The 15,854-nt window shown below is 47.6% G+C and carries 14 protein-coding genes and 7 tRNA genes; 6 read left to right on the top strand and 15 right to left on the bottom strand.

Translation table 11 applies throughout. The features are described 5' to 3' along the window. Positions 1–35: 35 nt before the first annotated feature. From ACTRXH_RS06470 to sigW, 4 genes are all read right to left on the bottom strand, one after another. A complete protein-coding gene (locus tag ACTRXH_RS06470; protein WP_474260899.1) occupies positions 36–1,586 on the bottom strand; it encodes a CdaR family protein in 1,551 nt (516 codons plus the stop codon). After that, positions 1,579–2,397: a diadenylate cyclase CdaA gene (cdaA, locus tag ACTRXH_RS06475; protein WP_022794289.1), complete on the bottom strand. Its 819-nt coding sequence runs from the start codon at positions 2,395–2,397 to the stop codon at positions 1,579–1,581. Before cdaA ends, ACTRXH_RS06470 begins: the two co-directional genes overlap by 8 nt. A 187-nt stretch (positions 2,398–2,584) precedes the next feature. Next, entirely contained in the window at positions 2,585–3,223 is a 639-nt protein-coding gene (locus ACTRXH_RS06480) for an anti-sigma factor (RefSeq protein WP_474260898.1), read from the bottom strand. Between the two features lie 16 nt (positions 3,224–3,239). After that, positions 3,240–3,806: an RNA polymerase sigma factor SigW gene (gene sigW, locus ACTRXH_RS06485; protein WP_474260897.1), complete on the bottom strand. Its 567-nt coding sequence runs from the start codon at positions 3,804–3,806 to the stop codon at positions 3,240–3,242. 251 nt (positions 3,807–4,057) lie between these two features. Here sigW and ACTRXH_RS06490 point away from each other — a divergent pair, with 251 nt between their 5' ends. Then, entirely contained in the window at positions 4,058–4,264 is a 207-nt protein-coding gene (locus ACTRXH_RS06490) for an aspartyl-phosphate phosphatase Spo0E family protein (protein WP_474281286.1), read from the top strand. Between the two features lie 129 nt (positions 4,265–4,393). Here ACTRXH_RS06490 and ACTRXH_RS06495 read toward each other — a convergent pair. From ACTRXH_RS06495 to ACTRXH_RS06540, 10 genes are all read right to left on the bottom strand, one after another. Further along, positions 4,394–4,469 (bottom strand) — tRNA-Ala (locus ACTRXH_RS06495). Positions 4,470–4,494: 25 nt separating this feature from the next. Then, positions 4,495–4,568: transfer RNA gene (locus ACTRXH_RS06500), tRNA-Gly, on the bottom strand. Positions 4,569–4,629: 61 nt separating this feature from the next. Next, positions 4,630–4,704 (bottom strand) — tRNA-Gly (locus ACTRXH_RS06505). 24 nt (positions 4,705–4,728) lie between these two features. Next, positions 4,729–4,804 (bottom strand) — tRNA-Lys (locus ACTRXH_RS06510). 7 nt (positions 4,805–4,811) lie between these two features. Continuing rightward, positions 4,812–4,896 (bottom strand) — tRNA-Tyr (locus ACTRXH_RS06515). Positions 4,897–4,899: 3 nt separating this feature from the next. After that, positions 4,900–4,975, bottom strand: a tRNA-Thr gene (locus ACTRXH_RS06520). Between the two features lie 47 nt (positions 4,976–5,022). Further along, positions 5,023–5,097, bottom strand: a tRNA-Glu gene (locus tag ACTRXH_RS06525). A gap of 163 nt (positions 5,098–5,260) precedes the next feature. Then, positions 5,261–6,472 (bottom strand): D-alanine--D-alanine ligase family protein, encoded by a 1,212-nt coding sequence (locus ACTRXH_RS06530; RefSeq protein ID WP_474260895.1) that lies wholly within the window; start codon positions 6,470–6,472, stop codon positions 5,261–5,263. A gap of 21 nt (positions 6,473–6,493) precedes the next feature. Then, on the bottom strand, positions 6,494–8,086 hold the full coding sequence (locus ACTRXH_RS06535; RefSeq protein ID WP_474260893.1) for a UDP-N-acetylmuramoyl-tripeptide--D-alanyl-D-alanine ligase: 1,593 nt from the start codon (positions 8,084–8,086) through the stop codon (positions 6,494–6,496). Next, on the bottom strand, positions 8,079–8,864 hold the full coding sequence (locus tag ACTRXH_RS06540; RefSeq protein WP_474260892.1) for an alpha/beta fold hydrolase: 786 nt from the start codon (positions 8,862–8,864) through the stop codon (positions 8,079–8,081). The genes ACTRXH_RS06535 and ACTRXH_RS06540 overlap by 8 nt, the downstream gene beginning before the upstream one ends. A gap of 320 nt (positions 8,865–9,184) precedes the next feature. Here ACTRXH_RS06540 and ACTRXH_RS06545 point away from each other — a divergent pair, with 320 nt between their 5' ends. The 5 genes from ACTRXH_RS06545 to prpB all read left to right on the top strand — a co-directional run bounded on the left by ACTRXH_RS06545 (position 9,185) and on the right by prpB (position 14,912). Then, positions 9,185–10,576: an MFS transporter gene (locus ACTRXH_RS06545; protein WP_474260891.1), complete on the top strand. Its 1,392-nt coding sequence runs from the start codon at positions 9,185–9,187 to the stop codon at positions 10,574–10,576. Between the two features lie 70 nt (positions 10,577–10,646). Next, positions 10,647–11,303 carry a GntR family transcriptional regulator gene (locus ACTRXH_RS06550; RefSeq protein WP_474260890.1) on the top strand — a complete coding sequence of 219 codons (657 nt, stop codon included), beginning with the start codon at positions 10,647–10,649 and terminating at the stop codon, positions 11,301–11,303. A gap of 116 nt (positions 11,304–11,419) precedes the next feature. Continuing rightward, the gene (mmgD, locus tag ACTRXH_RS06555; protein ID WP_474281238.1) at positions 11,420–12,538 is read left to right on the top strand and encodes a citrate synthase; all 1,119 of its coding nucleotides are present in this window, start codon (positions 11,420–11,422) and stop codon (positions 12,536–12,538) included. A 14-nt stretch (positions 12,539–12,552) separates the two neighbouring features. Beyond that, the gene (locus ACTRXH_RS06560; protein ID WP_474281240.1) at positions 12,553–13,980 is read left to right on the top strand and encodes a bifunctional 2-methylcitrate dehydratase/aconitate hydratase; all 1,428 of its coding nucleotides are present in this window, start codon (positions 12,553–12,555) and stop codon (positions 13,978–13,980) included. 14 nt (positions 13,981–13,994) lie between these two features. Continuing rightward, a complete protein-coding gene (gene prpB, locus ACTRXH_RS06565; protein WP_474281242.1) occupies positions 13,995–14,912 on the top strand; it encodes a methylisocitrate lyase in 918 nt (305 codons plus the stop codon). A gap of 29 nt (positions 14,913–14,941) precedes the next feature. Here prpB and ACTRXH_RS06570 read toward each other — a convergent pair whose 3' ends face one another. Beyond that, positions 14,942–15,799 (bottom strand): M15 family metallopeptidase, encoded by an 858-nt coding sequence (locus ACTRXH_RS06570; protein WP_474281244.1) that lies wholly within the window; start codon positions 15,797–15,799, stop codon positions 14,942–14,944. Between the last annotated feature and the right edge of the window lie 55 nt (positions 15,800–15,854).

Genomic DNA, 15,854 nt, shown 5'->3' on the forward strand with positions numbered 1-15,854 from the left:
CTCTCCTTTATTCTTACACAATTCCCTGATGGTGTTTACTGCTGTTCTTCGTCTGTTTCATTATTTTCGTCCGCAGGAGCTTCCTCTTCATCTTCTGCAGGAGGTTCTTCTGTGTCTCCGGTTCCGTCTTCTTCTGTGTCCCCAGTATCTGTTTGCGGATCTGTTTCTGTATCCTGTTCATTTGATCCGCTTCCGTTTTCTGCACCTTCTGTCGAATCATCCTGACCGGAAGAGCCGCCGTCCCCTTCATTTTGACCAGACTCTCCGGGGTCATCTGTATTTTCGTTTTGCTGCTCTTCCGGCGCCTCATTTTCCGGCTCTGTTTCTTCTTCCGTTTCGTCTCCGCTTTCTTCCTGCTGAAGGGTTACTTCCACATTCTCCCTCGCTGGAGAAATCTGCACTCCTTGCGGTCCGCCCGCTTCCACAGGAAGAATATAGGACTCTTCATTCGAAGAGCCGCTGCCGCTCCAAAGAGCCTCCAGCGTAATATCTTCAGCGCTTACACCTTCAAGTGCCCCCGCATCTCCATATATTTGTACATCCATTTGCCCTGACGAAGGGTTTACCCAGCTCGTCGATGCCCCTGAAGGCAAATTCACAATAGAAATAGGCACATCTTCAAGCGTAGCCTGTTCTTCCCCCTCTATCGTCACAGATGCACTTAAATTTTCAGGATTTGTCCGCTGGATGCCATCCGGAAGCTGTACATCCAGTTCATACGTTCCGCTTTCACTGATTTCATTCAAGTCGAGAGCCGCATTAATGCTTTCTGTACTCTGCACTGCTTCCTCGCTGCCGTAAATAGTTACTGCTTCATCGGAAACCGTGACTTCACTAATTGCTGTATCTGCACTCAAACTTCCCGTTCGTTCGACGTTCACAGGCACCTCTTTTGAAGGAGCATCAGCAGACAACTCCACTGATGCTTCCTGCGGTTCTATATTGACGTCCAGTTCATTGCCTTCCGTATCGAGCGCCACTATCGGGAAGTTTCCATTGATGTCCCCATCTGCTTCAGATACATCCACCTGGGCAACCACCCGGTCAATTTGTTCGATAATTGTTCCGGCCCCGCTCACCGTCACTTCCTCGGGGCTGACGGTCGGGTTCCCAAAAGAAAACTCTTGATTCTGCTCTTCATTCAAAATTTGTGTTTCAAGCGGAAAGGTCGTTTCCTGCTTTTCCTCAAGCGTCACTGTCGCGTACTCCGGTGACGGAGTCACTTCCAGGTCTGTCGGAAAATCCCGGTGGCTTACCTGAACGTTGTGTGTTCCGGCGCCCAGATTCTGCATATCTAAATATAATTCATAACTGTCCGACCGGGAGAGACGAAACAGCATAATAGCCGTCTGTGAACCGGCGAGCGTAACATCTGCGTTCTCAGTCATATTTGTAACAGCATATTCTTCTTCATTGTACTCCGGGGTAATGTTCACATCTTCGATTGTATATGTTTGATCTTCCCCGTCCGGCACGACCCCGGCATTATTTACCGTAGGATCCATATTCACAATTAAGTAAAGCATCACGGCAAAAGCAAGAGAGATAAAGCGGACAAACCACTTGTTTGCAAAAAGCTTATCCATCTTTTTTCCCTCCCCACTGCCAGATACTCGATGAATTGTTTTCTGCCATCAAATCCTTTTCAAGCATTTTACGGAGTGTTTCCTCATCAACATCACGGTGAAGATCTCCGTTTTTAGTAATGGATATGCTGCCGGTTTCTTCCGACACAGCCAGCGTAAGTGCGTCCGTTACTTCACTCACCCCGAGAGCGGCACGGTGCCTTGTGCCCAGCTCTTTTGAAATAAAGGGGTTTTCTGACAAAGGAAGGTAGCAGGCAGCGGCGGCTATTTTGTTCTCTCTCATCACTACCGCCCCGTCATGAAGCGGAGTATTCGGAATAAAAGTATTAATCAGCAGCTCTGATGTAATGTTTGCATCCATGGAAATGCCGGTTTCAATATAATCATTCATTCCTGTTTCGCGTTCGATGGAAATCAGCGCCCCGATACGCCTTTTCGCCATATACTTTGTTGATTTCATAATGGCATCAATAGTTTTTAACGTTTCGTCTTCTTCTACATAAGAAGCTCTCCCGAAGAGCCTTCCCCTGCCGAGCTGTTCAAGGGCACGCCGGAGCTCCGGCTGAAATATGATAATAATTGCAAGCAGTCCGTATGTAACCGAGTTCCCCATAATCCATTGAAGCGTCCGCAGACCAAAAAAACTGCTTATAAACCAAACAGCTAAAATAACAGCAATGCCTTTTACCAGCTGGACGGCCCGAGTGCCCCGGATAATCGTGATTGCTTTGTAAATGACATACGCCACCAGCGATATGTCTACGACAATTCGTATGATGTTAAGTAAATCGAAATCTTGTCCAGCAAACATGGCACTTCCTCCAATTGATTCTATCGCGTAAGCAAAGTAACGGTTATATTATATCACAATCACTTCTATTCTCTGCGTGCTTTATTTGGATTTTCGGCAAATTTTATTATACAGTTTGTCTCCGGAATAATATGCAAACAGCAGCACGCTCTGCCGAAAGCCTGCTGCTGTTTTATAAACGCCTGTATTATGACGCTTCTTCGTCATCCATATGCCAGGCTTCCTGACTTATTCGTTTCGTATGGTACCAGATCCACTCAAGCACCTGGTCCACTTCCTCAATATTGCCGGAAACGCTGCCCGCCGAAGCCATGTACGGCTCCCCATTAATCACCGTAAGATCCCCATTTACGTTCCCATGCACATCAACCTCTCCGTTTCGAACGGTTAAATCTCCCTGCACTGTTTCATCCTCCGGTATGATTACTGCGTTGTTATCATAATCAATATTTACGTTCGCCCGGTCGCCAGTGACCGTCATTTCAGCTCCCGCCTGATCATTCCAGGCAAAAAGCACACTTGAAGCCATCAGCACAATAAACATGGAAACTGCAACCAGCACAGGATGCTGCCTGGACCATGTTTTCCAGGCTGTCCGTTTTCTTTTCTTAGGCAGTTCTTTCATGACGCTGTCAGTAAAAGTCTCCGGAGCCCAAACGTGCGAAGCTCCCTGCACTATTGTCACTGTCCGCTTCAATTCCTGGAGACGGTGCGCGCATTCTGGATTTTTTTTGATGTACGTATGGAACTTTTCTTTTTCGCGTTCATCCATATCGCCGTCAATGTAGCGCTGGATATACTCTTCCTCCCGCTCGTTTAAAGCCATGGTCCCACCCCCTCATTCACGTGTTTCCCAAATGTTTTCTTAAAGCTTCGCGCCCCCTGTGCACATGCGTTTTCACCGTATTTTCGGGAAGATCCAGTATGTCACTGATTTCCTGAATGGAAAGATCTTCAATGTAGCGAAGGACGATAGCTGTCCGGTATTTCGGCGGCAGCTTCAATATCCCTTCCTGCACCCACTCCTGCATTTCCATTGTCACAACCTGTTCATCCGGCAGCTTGTCCGGCGAAGAAAGCTGCGAATATCCATCGAGCCCTTCCGCTCCGGGTATTTCTGCGTCCAGGGAATAGTCCGGCTTTTTCTTACGGAGACGATCGATGCAAAGATTTGTCGTAATACGGAAAAGCCAGGTGGAGAATTTTCTTTTTTCGTCATAGCTCTCAATGTTGGCATATGCTCTCAAAAATGCTTCCTGAGCCATATCCTGAGCTTCGTAGGCATTGCCCACCATCCGATAGGCGATTTGATAAACCTTGTCCTTATACAAATCAACCAATTCCCGAAAAGCTTCCTGATCTCCGTCTTTTTTCACTTCTTTCACTAGCCGTTTCACTGTTGCATCCATTTGGCGACCTCCACCTCGTGGGACTATACATACGTTCAATAAGTCTATCCGTTTCATTTATTCAACAGCCTTCGGCTGCTTAAGACATATTTACTATGGTAATTTTTTCAATTCATCCAATTGTAACACGGTTTTCATCCCCTATCTTTATCCATATTACTATTTATGCACCCTCTAGAACCATAGTCACATTTTGGAAAATATGGCATAAATACCTTTGAAAATGAGTTAAAATGGGTAATAATGTAAACATGAACAAAATAGGAGGTGAAGAACGTTTGTCTCAACAATATTTACGGCAGGAAATAGAACAAACAAGAGACAGACTCCATCAACTGACTTCCACTCATACGGCTTCTCTGGTTTCGGATGATGTCCTGGCTTTAAGTAAGGAACTGGATGTTCTTTTAAATAAATATGAGCTTATATCCCGTAAAACTCTTATGCACTCTTCGTAAATGCATAAGAGTTTTTCTATGCCCGCGTATTCTACCATGATTCTTTCAGACATTCACCCCCGAAGGGTTAAAAGCCTTAAAATTGACATAAAAAAAACAGCCCTTCAGGCTGAATGCGTTCATGTTGTTTGGTGGAGCCTAGCGGGATCGAACCGCTGACCTCCTGCGTGCAAGGCAGGCGCTCTCCCAGCTGAGCTAAGGCCCCCTGAGTATATTTGATTTAACAAAAATGGAGCGGGTGATGGGAATCGAACCCACGACATCAGCTTGGAAGGCTGAGGTTTTACCACTAAACTACACCCGCATAATCTATATATAAATCAATACTGTTCATACTATCACTGCTTATCCTGCTCGTCAAATAATGGAGCGGAAGACGGGATTCGAACCCGCGACCCCCACCTTGGCAAGGTGGTGTTCTACCACTGAACTACTTCCGCAGTTCAAAGCATGGATAATTACAATGGTGAGCCATGGAGGATTCGAACCTCCGACCCTCTGATTAAAAGTCAGATGCTCTACCAACTGAGCTAATGGCTCGTATTAATGGTGGAGGGGGACGGATTCGAACCGCCGAACCCGAAGGAGCGGATTTACAGTCCGCCGCGTTTGGCCAACTTCGCTACCCCTCCACGTGGTGCCGGCCAGAGGACTTGAACCCCCAACCTACTGATTACAAGTCAGTTGCTCTACCAATTGAGCTAGACCGGCGCGTGGAAAACTCACTACATGCCTTTCGGCAAAAGCAGCTTTATGTATGGTGACCCGTACGGGATTCGAACCCGTGTTACCGCCGTGAAAGGGCGGTGTCTTAACCACTTGACCAACGGGCCGTAAGCTGAATTAAAGTTTTCTTTCATTGCTACAATAAAGTATTCTAAAGCATTTTTTCCTCTCTTGCAACCAAATTACTATATTCAAAAAAGTTTGATATTTTTATATTTTGCTTTGTCAGCATATAAAAAGCCGGCCTGTCATCACAGGCCGGCTGAACAATTATTGTCGATTGGATGCAGAGCCTGTTTTTGTGCCGCCTTTACTTCCCTGGCCGCTTTGAAGAGAAAACAGGTTGGAATCGATTGAAAACGTCAGTCTTTCTCTTTCCCGTTTCCGCTTTAATGCCAATTGAATTAACTGGTGAATCAATTCGCTGTAGCTTTTCCCAGCCGGATCCCATAGATAGAAGGAAAGCGAGCCCGGGATCGTATTGATTTCATTTACAAATACTGTTTCGGTGCTGTCCTCAATCAGGAAATCGATTCGGGAGACGCCGCTGCAGCCGAGAATTTGGAACGTATCCTTGGCCAGCTCCCGTACTTCGCCTGCTTTTTCCTCTGTGATGGGCGCCGGGATTTCCCGATCTGTCGCTTCCATCCCCTTGGATGAACTACCGTTTTTACCGCCCTGATATTTGTCTTTATAGCTCAATATTTCATCTGTTTTGAGCACCTTTTCAATCACTGATGCTTCTACGTCCTCGTAGTCGCCAACAACAGAGCAGTTCACCTCTGTCATACCTTCAAGCATTTTTTCCACGAGAATTTTCCCTGCGAATTCAGTGGCTTCTTCCACCGCCTGCTCCAGTTCTTCCCGATTTTTTGCTGTGCCGATACCGACGCTTGAACCAAGGTTAGCCGGCTTTACAATTACCGGATAAGGCACACTTTCTTCAATCATAGCAATGACACTTTCGGTATCCTCTGCCCAGTGGTTGCTGTAGAACCAGACATCATTTAGTACTGGCAGACGGGAGTCTCTTAAAATCTGTTTCATCATCACCTTATCCATGCCTACGGCCGAAGAGGCTACGTCGCAGCCGACGTAAGGCAGGCCGTAAAGCTCAAACAGCCCCTGAAGCGCTCCGTCTTCGCCGAACGTTCCGTGAACAATTGGAAAAGCAACATCAATGGCTGCCACTTCTTTTTTACCAAATTTAGGTGCGGGCTTTTTCTGAAGGACAACATTGTCTTCTTCTCCGTACGTAATCAGCACCTGCTGAGCCTCGTTCAATAATTTCGACATATCTTTGTAGGCTTCAATGTCTCTTAAAATATCGCCGGTATACCATTTTCGTTCTTTATTGATATAAATCGGAACAATTTCGTAACGGTCTTCATCCATGGATTCCATAGCCTGTACAGCTGAAATGACAGAAACCTCGTGTTCGACAGAAATGCCGCCGAAAAATACTCCTATTCTCGTTTTCATATTATTCCACTCCCCATGTCTTTACTCGTTGAATGAATCCGGAAGGTCATTTTCAAGCAGTACCACAGATGGCCGGGTGGCAATTTCGTTCATTTTTGCCAAAGCGTCCTGAAGATCTGAGGCAACGTACAGCTGCTCTTCCGGATAATTTTTTTCTTTTAATCCGTCCTGAAGCGGTACAGTCTGTTTCTTCCCGACCAAAATAATGAAATCACACGCATCTGCCATGTAAGTACCGAGCGCTTTATTTAATTCGTATTCTTTTTCCCCAAGCTCAACCATTCCCGGTGTTATGGCAATTTTGTATTCCGGCATATGACTCAATACTTCCATAGCCATCTTAGAGCCAACCGGATTGGAGTTAAAGCTGTCATCAACAATCGTAATGTTCCCGTTCGTTTTCTTAAGCTCCAGACGGTGTTCCACCGGCTGTGCCTTCCGCAGCGCTCTCGCTATTTTTTCAAACGAGATGCCCTTCTCGGACCCAATGGCCACAGCAGCTAAAATATTATAAATATTATGGCGGCCGAGCAGTTTGGTCTGAATCTCTGCAGTGGTGCCGTCGTATTTTACCACGGTAAACGACGTCCCTTTGGAAGAGTATCCAATATTTTTGGCCCGGTAGTGCAGATCTTCGGCATCGATGCCGTAGTAAATCGTACGGCATTGATTCTGCTGCTCGTAGCTCATAATGTTTTCATCGTCTTTATTTACAAAGGCAGTACCTTCCTGCGGAAGCGTTTCGACAATTTCAAATTTGGTTTTTTTGATATTATCGAGCGTTTTGAATGTTTCGAGGTGCTGCTCGCCTACCGCCGTTAAAACGCCGTACCGCTGGTGCACAATGTCACAGATTTCTTCGATGTCTCCCGGCCTTTTCGCGCCCATTTCAGCAATAAAGATTTCATGGTAGGGCTTCAGCATCGTACGGATCGTTTTCGTCACACCCATCGGTGTATTGTAGCTTTCCGGTGTCATGAGCGTATTAAATTCAGAGGAAAGAACTGTTTCAAGCATATGCTTCGTGCTTGTTTTCCCGTAGCTTCCCGTGATGCCTATAACTTCAAGATCCGGCATCGATTTAATAATTCGTTCTGCATCATTGACGTAGTGCTGACTGATTTTCCGTTCCATTGGATAATTAATATAGTTTGCGCCCATTGTAATAAAATACGTAAGAATCGTCGCAATGACTGTTAAAAACACGAGCCACCCAAACGTATAAAATAAAGCCGTGTTACCCAGCAGAAGCCCTGCTGCAGTAAACAGCGCAAAAAGAACACTGATGGTGATAAACAACCGCTTCACCCGCGCCGTGATTACCAGTGCCTTTTTCTCCTGCAGCTGCGGCATGGTCAGGGCCATAAAAAGAAAATAAAGGAAGCCAATAATCAGCCCTAATGCTTCTGCTCCGAAAAGAAACGGCACAACAGCTACAAGGCCGATCGTGTTCCGGATCGGAAATGCTCTCGAAGCGTGCCCTTTAATCCATCCCCAGAAGCGCTCGTTCTTGTAGGAATTCTGCTGAAGCATATGTGTGCTCCGTTTCGTAAAGCGCACCGTGTAAAAAGCCCAAGCCGCAAGGTATAGAATTGCTAATATAGTGTTAATCATGCTGTGCGGCCTCCTGATTTTCGTTTCTTAAAAAGTGATCAATGATGATTAAAAACTCATTTAAATTGTCAATGTACGAATAATGGCCGGCCCCGCGCAGCACGACAAGGCCCGCATTTGGCATTTTCTGCTCCATGATCCTGGCGTCCGATACAGGAGTGGCCTCGTCATTTTCTCCCCATACGAGCAGTACTGGAGACGTAACATGCTCAAAATGGTGCTGCAGGTCTTCATTGACGACCTTCACCATAGTCTGCTGCATCACCCCGGAAACATTTTGGTAATCTGCCGATCCGACCCGGCCTTTGACCTTGTTTAGAATTTCCTGCTCACGATTTTTTAATCCCGGCAGCTTCAGCAGCTTTTTAAAGGTTTTATACGTATATACTTTTACGTAATATTTCAGCTTTCGTTTTGGCTTAACACCCGCGCTGTCCACCAAAATAATTTTTTTCACCGGATTGCCCGCCGCTGCGTACTTAATCGAAACCCGGCCTCCGAAGGAGTGGCCGATGAGAATCGGGTTCTCTATACCGGTTTTCTGCAGCCATTTTTTCAGCATTTCAGTGTAGTCACCGACCGTCCAGGATTCGGGCGGCTCTCCGCTTTGACCAAAGCCTGGAAAATCAATAGACCAGACCCGGAAGTTCTTTTCCAGCGATTGATGCACCGGGGCAAATGCTTGAATGTTTGCGCCCCATCCATGTAATAAGACGACATCCTCCCCTTCGCCGGAAACATGGTAGTTCACGTTAATCCCATCTATATCTATATACACAGTGAGACTCTCCTATTCTAATTTTTCTATATTCTGCTCGGTGCAGACCTGCCATTTATAGCCGTACTCTATGTAATAAGTCTTTAAAACACAGTAAAAGTCAGCTGAGATACACTTCCCAGTAATTTTTCATATACACAAATCCACCACTTTATATTATCACATAATCTTAAAGACGAGAATGACGACTTTGTGATTCGTCGAAGTGTCTGGACATCCTCGTTCATTATATTTGTTTCCAGGTTTTGTTTCAGTTAATATATGATAGTTCCATACAAAAACAACTTCCCTGAAACTAATAATAGAAAGCGTGAAATTTTATGACGAATGAGTCTTTACACGTCGGCCCGGCTCAGAAAAAGAAGCTTATTTTTCTGGTAGCTTTGATTTTAACCATCGCAGTTATGAACGGCACCATGTTTAACGTAGCTATTCCGGATATCCAGTCGTATTTCGGCATTCCTTCCTCCCAGGTCAGCTGGGTGCTTACCTCGTACATTATGGTCTACGCTATCGGGGCCTTGATGTATGGAAAATTAGCAGACTTTTATTCCATTAAAGCTCTGCTTACCTTTGGCATCATCCTTTTTGCCGCCGGTGCAACGCTCGGCCTTTTTTCTCAAAGCTTTGTCATGCTTCTCGTCGCCCGGGTGCTTCAGGCGGCAGGCGGAGCAACCATTCCCGCACTCGGGTTTGTGATACCTGCCCGCTTTTTCCCGGAGGATAAAGGCCGCGTCTTTGGTCTGATTTCTTCTACAGTAGCCTTCGCTTCCGGCGTGGGGCCAATTGTTGGCGGGCTGCTCGGAGGATGGCTCAGCTGGCGTTATTTGTTTTTATTCTCTATTCTATCGCTTTTAGCCCTGCCTTTTCTCAGAAAATGGCTGCCGGATGAAGAAAAACGCTCCGGGTTTATCGATTATTTAGGAGCCGCGCTTTTCGGAGCAGCCATCGCCGGAATTTTACTGTTTGTGACTACTCTTCAATGGATCTTTCTATTTATGTTTATTGTCTTTATGGCTGTTTTCTCTGTTCGGACGGCGAAAGCGGATGATCCTTTCATCCGCCCGTCCCTGTTGAAAAACAAATATTATACCGTCACCATTTTGACGAGCTTTCTCGGAGTGTGCAGCATGTTCGGACTTTTGTTTATCATTCCGCTTATGACTAGAGAGCTGTATGAACTTTCCACTACGCAGATCGGCCTTGTTATCTTTCCGGGAGCAATACTTGCCGGCTTTCTCGGACGCACCGGGGGCGACCTTGCAGACCGTCACGGCCCAAAAGTAGTCGTTATCGCCGCCCTGATTTTCATTGCTTTTGGAACAATACTGCTTTCCGGGTTTGCCGGCGTTTCCGCGGTCGCTGTCTCTGTTGTTCTAATCATCGCCTATATAGGCTTTCCTCTTATCCAGAGCTCGACCGCCAATATTTTGTCTTCTGTTCTTAAAGAAAATGAAACAGGCGTCGGCATTGGCATGTTCAACCTGATGAACTTTATGGCTGGAGCCTTCAGCAGCGCAATCTTTGGAGCTGTGCTGGAAATTCAGGGCGTAACCACTTCGTTGAACCCGTTTGCTTCCGGAGGCAGCAGTGCCATTTATTCTAATGTTTATCTCGCCCTGACCCTGATTTCTCTGTTCGCCCTTGCAATGTTTACGTACACCTTCCGTGCCTTCCGGGTCGCACCACAGTCGGAGAAGAATACTGAATAAAGAGATCGGCCCAGTGCCGGTCTCTTTTTTGCTATAATAGACAAAATCAAACCGAAGGGAGCGGTGACTTGTGCAGAGACGCCGTGTATCCGTAAGCGATTTAGCTTACGAGGCTTTAAAGCAAAACATTATTGAATTTCATTATTCTCCAGGGCAGGCGCTTCGCGAGGAACAGTTAACTGAAGAAATCGCAGTAAGCCGTACGCCGCTCCGTCAGGCGCTCTACCGTCTCGAGCTCGAAGGATTAATTGTAAAAAAAGCGAATGGACGTATGGAAGTCCAGGCGCTCAGCATTGAAGAAGCCGTCGATATTTTTGCCGTCCGGGAAGCGCTCGAAGGACTTGTGGCTAAAGAAGCTGCCATGCGGGCATCCTCTGAGGCTGTAGCAGCTATGAAAGAAGCACTTCTGCATATGGCTGAAGCAGATGAACGATTCACTTCCATTACGTATGGCAGCCGCTTCCATCATTTATTATATGAACACGCTTCGCCTACGGCGGTTCAGTTTTTAAACCAGCTGAACAGCCGCCTTGAAAGATACCGGCGACTCAGCGGATACCGGCACCCTGATTATACAATCGACACTCCAGTATCTGAACACGAAAAAATCCTCTCTGCTATCGAACAAAAAGATGGCCCGGCGGCCGAGCATTACATGCGTGCCCATATTCGCAGAAGCTTAGCCTCTACGAAAGAAACGCTTGAATTTCATATTTCTTCTTTCTAGCAGCACGTCGAAAAGGGTTTTGCCTTTTTCCAAATAATTGTATACAATTATACAAAGAAACAGCTTATATTTTTAACCGTTTTTGAAAACGCTTTAAAAATAAAGGAGGCACCACTATGTCTGCAGAGAACGAGTACAGCCCCGGACTCGAAGGTATTATTGCCGCCGAGACGTCGATTTCCTATCTTGATGTCGATCAGGAACAAATTGTTATACGCGGATACGACCTGATTGAATTAGCAGAAAACCGTCATTTTTTGGATGTTGCTTATTTGCTGCTTTACGGCTCTCTTCCAAACGCAGCAGAGAAAGAGTCTTTCCAGGACCGCCTTTATCAACAGCTCGAACTGCCCGAATCTCTGACTTCTTCCTTTTCATTATTTCCTGCTTCGATGAGCGCCATGGATATGCTCCGTACCGGCATTTCCCTGCTTGCCGGCTCCGAGAAGCATATGCATGACCATTCCCCAGAAGCAAACCAGGAAAAAGCGGTTAAACTGCTCGGTGCTATACCTGCCATTATGGCGGGCAGCTATCGTACACAGCAGCATGAACCGCTAATTTCTCCAGACCCTTCAATGTCTTTTAGTGCCAATATGCTTCACATGCTCACCGGGAAAACGCCTACAGCATTGGAAACCGAAGTGTTTGATCAGTCTCTTGTGGCTTACATTGAGCATGAAATGCCGAACTCTACCTTTGCAGCCCGGGTGATTGCTTCCACCCAGGCCGATATGTATGGTGCCTTCACGGGGGCGGTAGCTTCTCTGAAAGGTCCTTTGCATGGGGGAGCCAACGAAGCCGTTATGCATCTATTGCTGGAAGCCGGCACCCCGGACGGAGTCGAGCGGCTCTTCCGGGAAAAACTGGCCAACAAAGAACGGATCATGGGATTTGGCCACAGGGTATATATGAAAAAAATGGACCCGCGCGCCCAGTTGATGAAAAAATCGCTGCACCGACTCGCGGAAAAGCAGGATCGCATGGACCTGTATGATATGTGCGTACGCGGCGAAGAGCTTATTGCAGAAGAAAAAGGACTGCATCCAAACCTGGACTATTATGCAGCGCCGGTGTATTATCTGCTCGGCATCCCCATTGACCTGTATACGCCTATCTTTTTTGCATCTCGGGCAGCCGGACTCGGGGCCCACGTGATCGAGCAGCACAGCAATAACCGTTTGTTCCGTCCGAGAGTCAATTACACCGGGCCGCGGGGCATTACGTTAACCTAAAGGAGGAAATGAGAATGAACCAGACGATGCAGCAGACAGATGCTTTACTGACCGATATTGCCGACTATGTATACGATCAGGAAATCTCAAGCGGCGAGGCATATGACACCGCCCGCTATGTATTAATGGATACGTTAGGGGCAGGGATTCTGGCATTAAGATATCCAGAGTGCACTAAGCATCTGGGTCCTATTGTTCCAGGCACAATCGTCCCAAACGGCGCCCGCATGCCGGGCACCCAGTTTGAACTCGACCCGGTACACGCTGCCTTTAATATTGGCTGCGCGATCCGCTGGCTCGATTATAACGATACCTGGCTTGCCAAAGAATGGGGTCACCCTTCAGATAATCTCGGGGGCATCCTTGCCACCGCAGACTATCTAAGCCGGCAGCGCGTGGCCGAAGGCAGGGAGCCTCTGACAATGAACGACGTTTTAACCGCCATGGTGAAAGCCCATGAAATTCAAGGATCCATCGCTTTAAATCACAGCTTTAACCGGGTCGGGCTCGACCACGTGCTTCTCGTTAAAGTAGCTACGACAGCAGTGGTCACCCATATGCTTGGCGGCAGTAAACAGGAGATGATCAACGCGGTTTCCAACGCCTGGGTGGATAACTCCAGTCTTCGTACGTACCGCCATTATCCTAACGCCGGCTCCCGTAAATCCTGGGCCGCCGGTGATGCCACGAGCCGCGGAGTCCGCCTCGCTTTAATGGCTGTCAAAGGCGAAATGGGATATGCTACAGCTCTTTCTGCCAAAGGCTGGGGCTTTCAGGATGTAATGATGAATGGAGAAGAGCTGTCTGTGCCAAAAATGGATGCCTACGTGATGGAGCACGTCCTGTTCAAAGTCTCCTTCCCGGCTGAATTCCACGCCCAAACCGCTGTGGAAGCCGCTATTGAACTGCACCGGGATGTAAAAGAACGGCTGCAGGATATTGAACGCATCGACATTGTTACTCACGAAGCTGCTATCCGTATTATCGATAAAACCGGCCCGCTGCAAAATCCAGCGGACCGGGATCACTGCCTGCAGTATATGACAGCCGTCGGCTTGATCTTCGGCCGGCTTGACGCTGATCACTATGAGGATTCCGCTGCTGCAAATCCGGTAATTGATCAGCTCCGGAACAAAATGATCGTGAAAGAAAACAAACAGTACACTGAAGATTATCTGGATCCGTCTAAGCGTTCAATTCCCAATCAGGTGCAGGTTCATTTTATGGACGGCACGAGCACCGCTCCAGCAGAAGTGGAATACCCGCTTGGCCACCAGCGCCGCCGGGAAGAGGCCAAGCCGCAGATTATCGAAAAATGCCGGCAGAATCTGAATGCTCACTACCCTCCGAAACAGGCCTCCCTGCTTCTGGAACAAATGCTCGACCATGACCGGCTGGCGGAAACTCCTGTTCATCACTTTATGTCAGACTGGGTTTACTAAAAGGAGGAAATACATTGAGTTGGTTAACCGAAGAACCTGTTTCCCAAAAAGAACTCGCCCAATTATTTCGTGACCGTATTACGCAGAAGCCGGCGGTGAAGATTCCCGGTGTTCATGACAGCATGTCTGCACTGATCGCCAGAAACACCGGCTTTGACATTTTATATCTATCCGGCGCTGCCTATACAGCGAGCCGGGGCCTGCCGGATCTTGGCATCATTCATTCCCATGAGGTTGCTGAACGGGCCCGGGATATTGTCCGCGCAGCAAAGCTCCCGCTGCTCGTTGATATTGATACCGGCTTTGGGGGAGTGCTTGATGTGGCACGCACCGCCCGGGAAATGACCGAAGCCGGTGTGGCCGCCGTCCAGATTGAAGATCAGGACCTCCCGAAAAAATGCGGGCATTTAAACGGCAAAAAACTGGTATCGGCCGAAGAAATGGTTCAAAAGATTAAAGTTATTAAAGAAGTAGCTCCGACGCTAGCCGTTATTGCCCGTACCGACGCCAAAGGTGTGGAGGGGATGGAAGCAGCTATGGAGCGGGCAGCCCTGTACCGGGAAGCGGGCGCAGACGGTATTTTTCCGGAAGCTCTCTCCACAGAGGAGGATTTCCGACTGGCCGGAAAGAGCCTCTCCAGCACGCCGCTGCTTGCTAACATGACCGAGTTTGGCCGCACCCCGTATTATCATGCTGATCAGTTTGAATCCTGGGGATTTAATATGATCATCTATCCGGTTACTTCCCTGCGGGCCGCTGCCAAGGCAGTTGAACGGGTTTTTCAGGAAATTCATGACAAAGGCACCCAAAAGGATATGCTTGAGGATATGCAGACACGCGAAGAGCTGTACCGTACTATTTCGTACTACGATTACGAAGCGTTGGATGAAAAAATCGCAAAAACCGAGCTGCCGACAATTGATGAAGATTAAAAAATAAAGCCTGGGGGCACACCCCGGCTTTATTTTTCTTCTTCGCTGTTTGATGACTCTTCTTCAAGCTCTTCTCCGTAATACTCTTCCAGCACCCAGTCATTTTCGTGAAGCGTTCCGGCCAAATCCTCTCCTACATATCGCACGTGCCAGGGTTCATACTGATAGCCGGTAATATCCGTTTTATCTTCCGGATAGCGTATTACAAAGCCATACTCATGCGCATTTTCTTCAAGCCACTCCCCTTCTTTTGTGTCACCTAGATCTGTCGTTAACGAATAGCCGACGGATGAAGTGCTCACGTCCATAGCCAGCCCGCTTTGATGCTCACTTTCTCCGGCCCTTGCGCTATATTTGTTCGCTTCCTCCTCCCCGTCTTCTTCCGCGTTGGCCGCAAATATACTTTCCTGGCGGTCATACGAACGGTATCCCGACACAGCCGAAAGCTCAATTTCCTCTTCTTCAGCCTCCACGAACATGCTTTCAAGCTGCGCTGCGGCTTCCTCTCTCATATACTTTTTCTGGGGTTCTCCCTCAAATGGAAAAGCCACATCCGGTATTACTAAGTTTTCCGGCTCATAATCTGACGGCAGGTGGTATTCCCGGTTAATTAATGCGTCTGTAGCCGAGGGATTCTCCAAATCCCCCTCTTCTCCTCTCTCAGGTGGCTCCTCTCCTGCATCTGACTGTTCGTCATTCTCTGCCTGCTCTGTCTCCTCTTCTGCATCGCTCTCTGTTTCTTCCTGACTCTCTTCGTTACTTTCCTCAGGAGCGTCCGAAGAATTTTCTTCAGCTTCGTCACTCCCGCTGTCTCCGTTCCCGTTATTTGCACAGCCAGCGCTGACCAAAAGCCCTGACATTCCTGCAACGATCATCCATTTTTTCATCATGCGCATCCTTTCTCTGCCATTCAAGGCGGTCTTCATGCTTTCGTATTTACGA

The sequence above is a fragment of the Marinococcus sp. LNHM5E3-2.1 genome (assembly GCF_056034365.1).

Excerpts from the sequence above, each read along its gene's own strand:
- cdaA (WP_022794289.1), bottom strand. The coding sequence starts at position 2,397 with ATGTTTGCTGGACAAGATTTCGATTTACTTAACATCATACGAATTGTC.
- ACTRXH_RS06530 (WP_474260895.1), bottom strand. The coding sequence starts at position 6,472 with ATGAAAACGAGAATAGGAGTATTTTTCGGCGGCATTTCTGTCGAACAC.
- ACTRXH_RS06470 (WP_474260899.1), bottom strand. The coding sequence starts at position 1,586 with ATGGATAAGCTTTTTGCAAACAAGTGGTTTGTCCGCTTTATCTCTCTT.
- ACTRXH_RS06570 (WP_474281244.1), bottom strand. The coding sequence starts at position 15,799 with ATGAAAAAATGGATGATCGTTGCAGGAATGTCAGGGCTTTTGGTCAGC.
- sigW (WP_474260897.1), bottom strand. The coding sequence starts at position 3,806 with ATGGATGCAACAGTGAAACGGCTAGTGAAAGAAGTGAAAAAAGACGGA.
- ACTRXH_RS06560 (WP_474281240.1), top strand. The coding sequence starts at position 12,553 with ATGAACCAGACGATGCAGCAGACAGATGCTTTACTGACCGATATTGCC.
- ACTRXH_RS06535 (WP_474260893.1), bottom strand. The coding sequence starts at position 8,086 with ATGATTAACACTATATTAGCAATTCTATACCTTGCGGCTTGGGCTTTT.
- ACTRXH_RS06490 (WP_474281286.1), top strand. The coding sequence starts at position 4,058 with ATGAACAAAATAGGAGGTGAAGAACGTTTGTCTCAACAATATTTACGG.
- mmgD (WP_474281238.1), top strand. The coding sequence starts at position 11,420 with ATGTCTGCAGAGAACGAGTACAGCCCCGGACTCGAAGGTATTATTGCC.
- ACTRXH_RS06480 (WP_474260898.1), bottom strand. The coding sequence starts at position 3,223 with ATGGCTTTAAACGAGCGGGAGGAAGAGTATATCCAGCGCTACATTGAC.
- ACTRXH_RS06545 (WP_474260891.1), top strand. The coding sequence starts at position 9,185 with ATGACGAATGAGTCTTTACACGTCGGCCCGGCTCAGAAAAAGAAGCTT.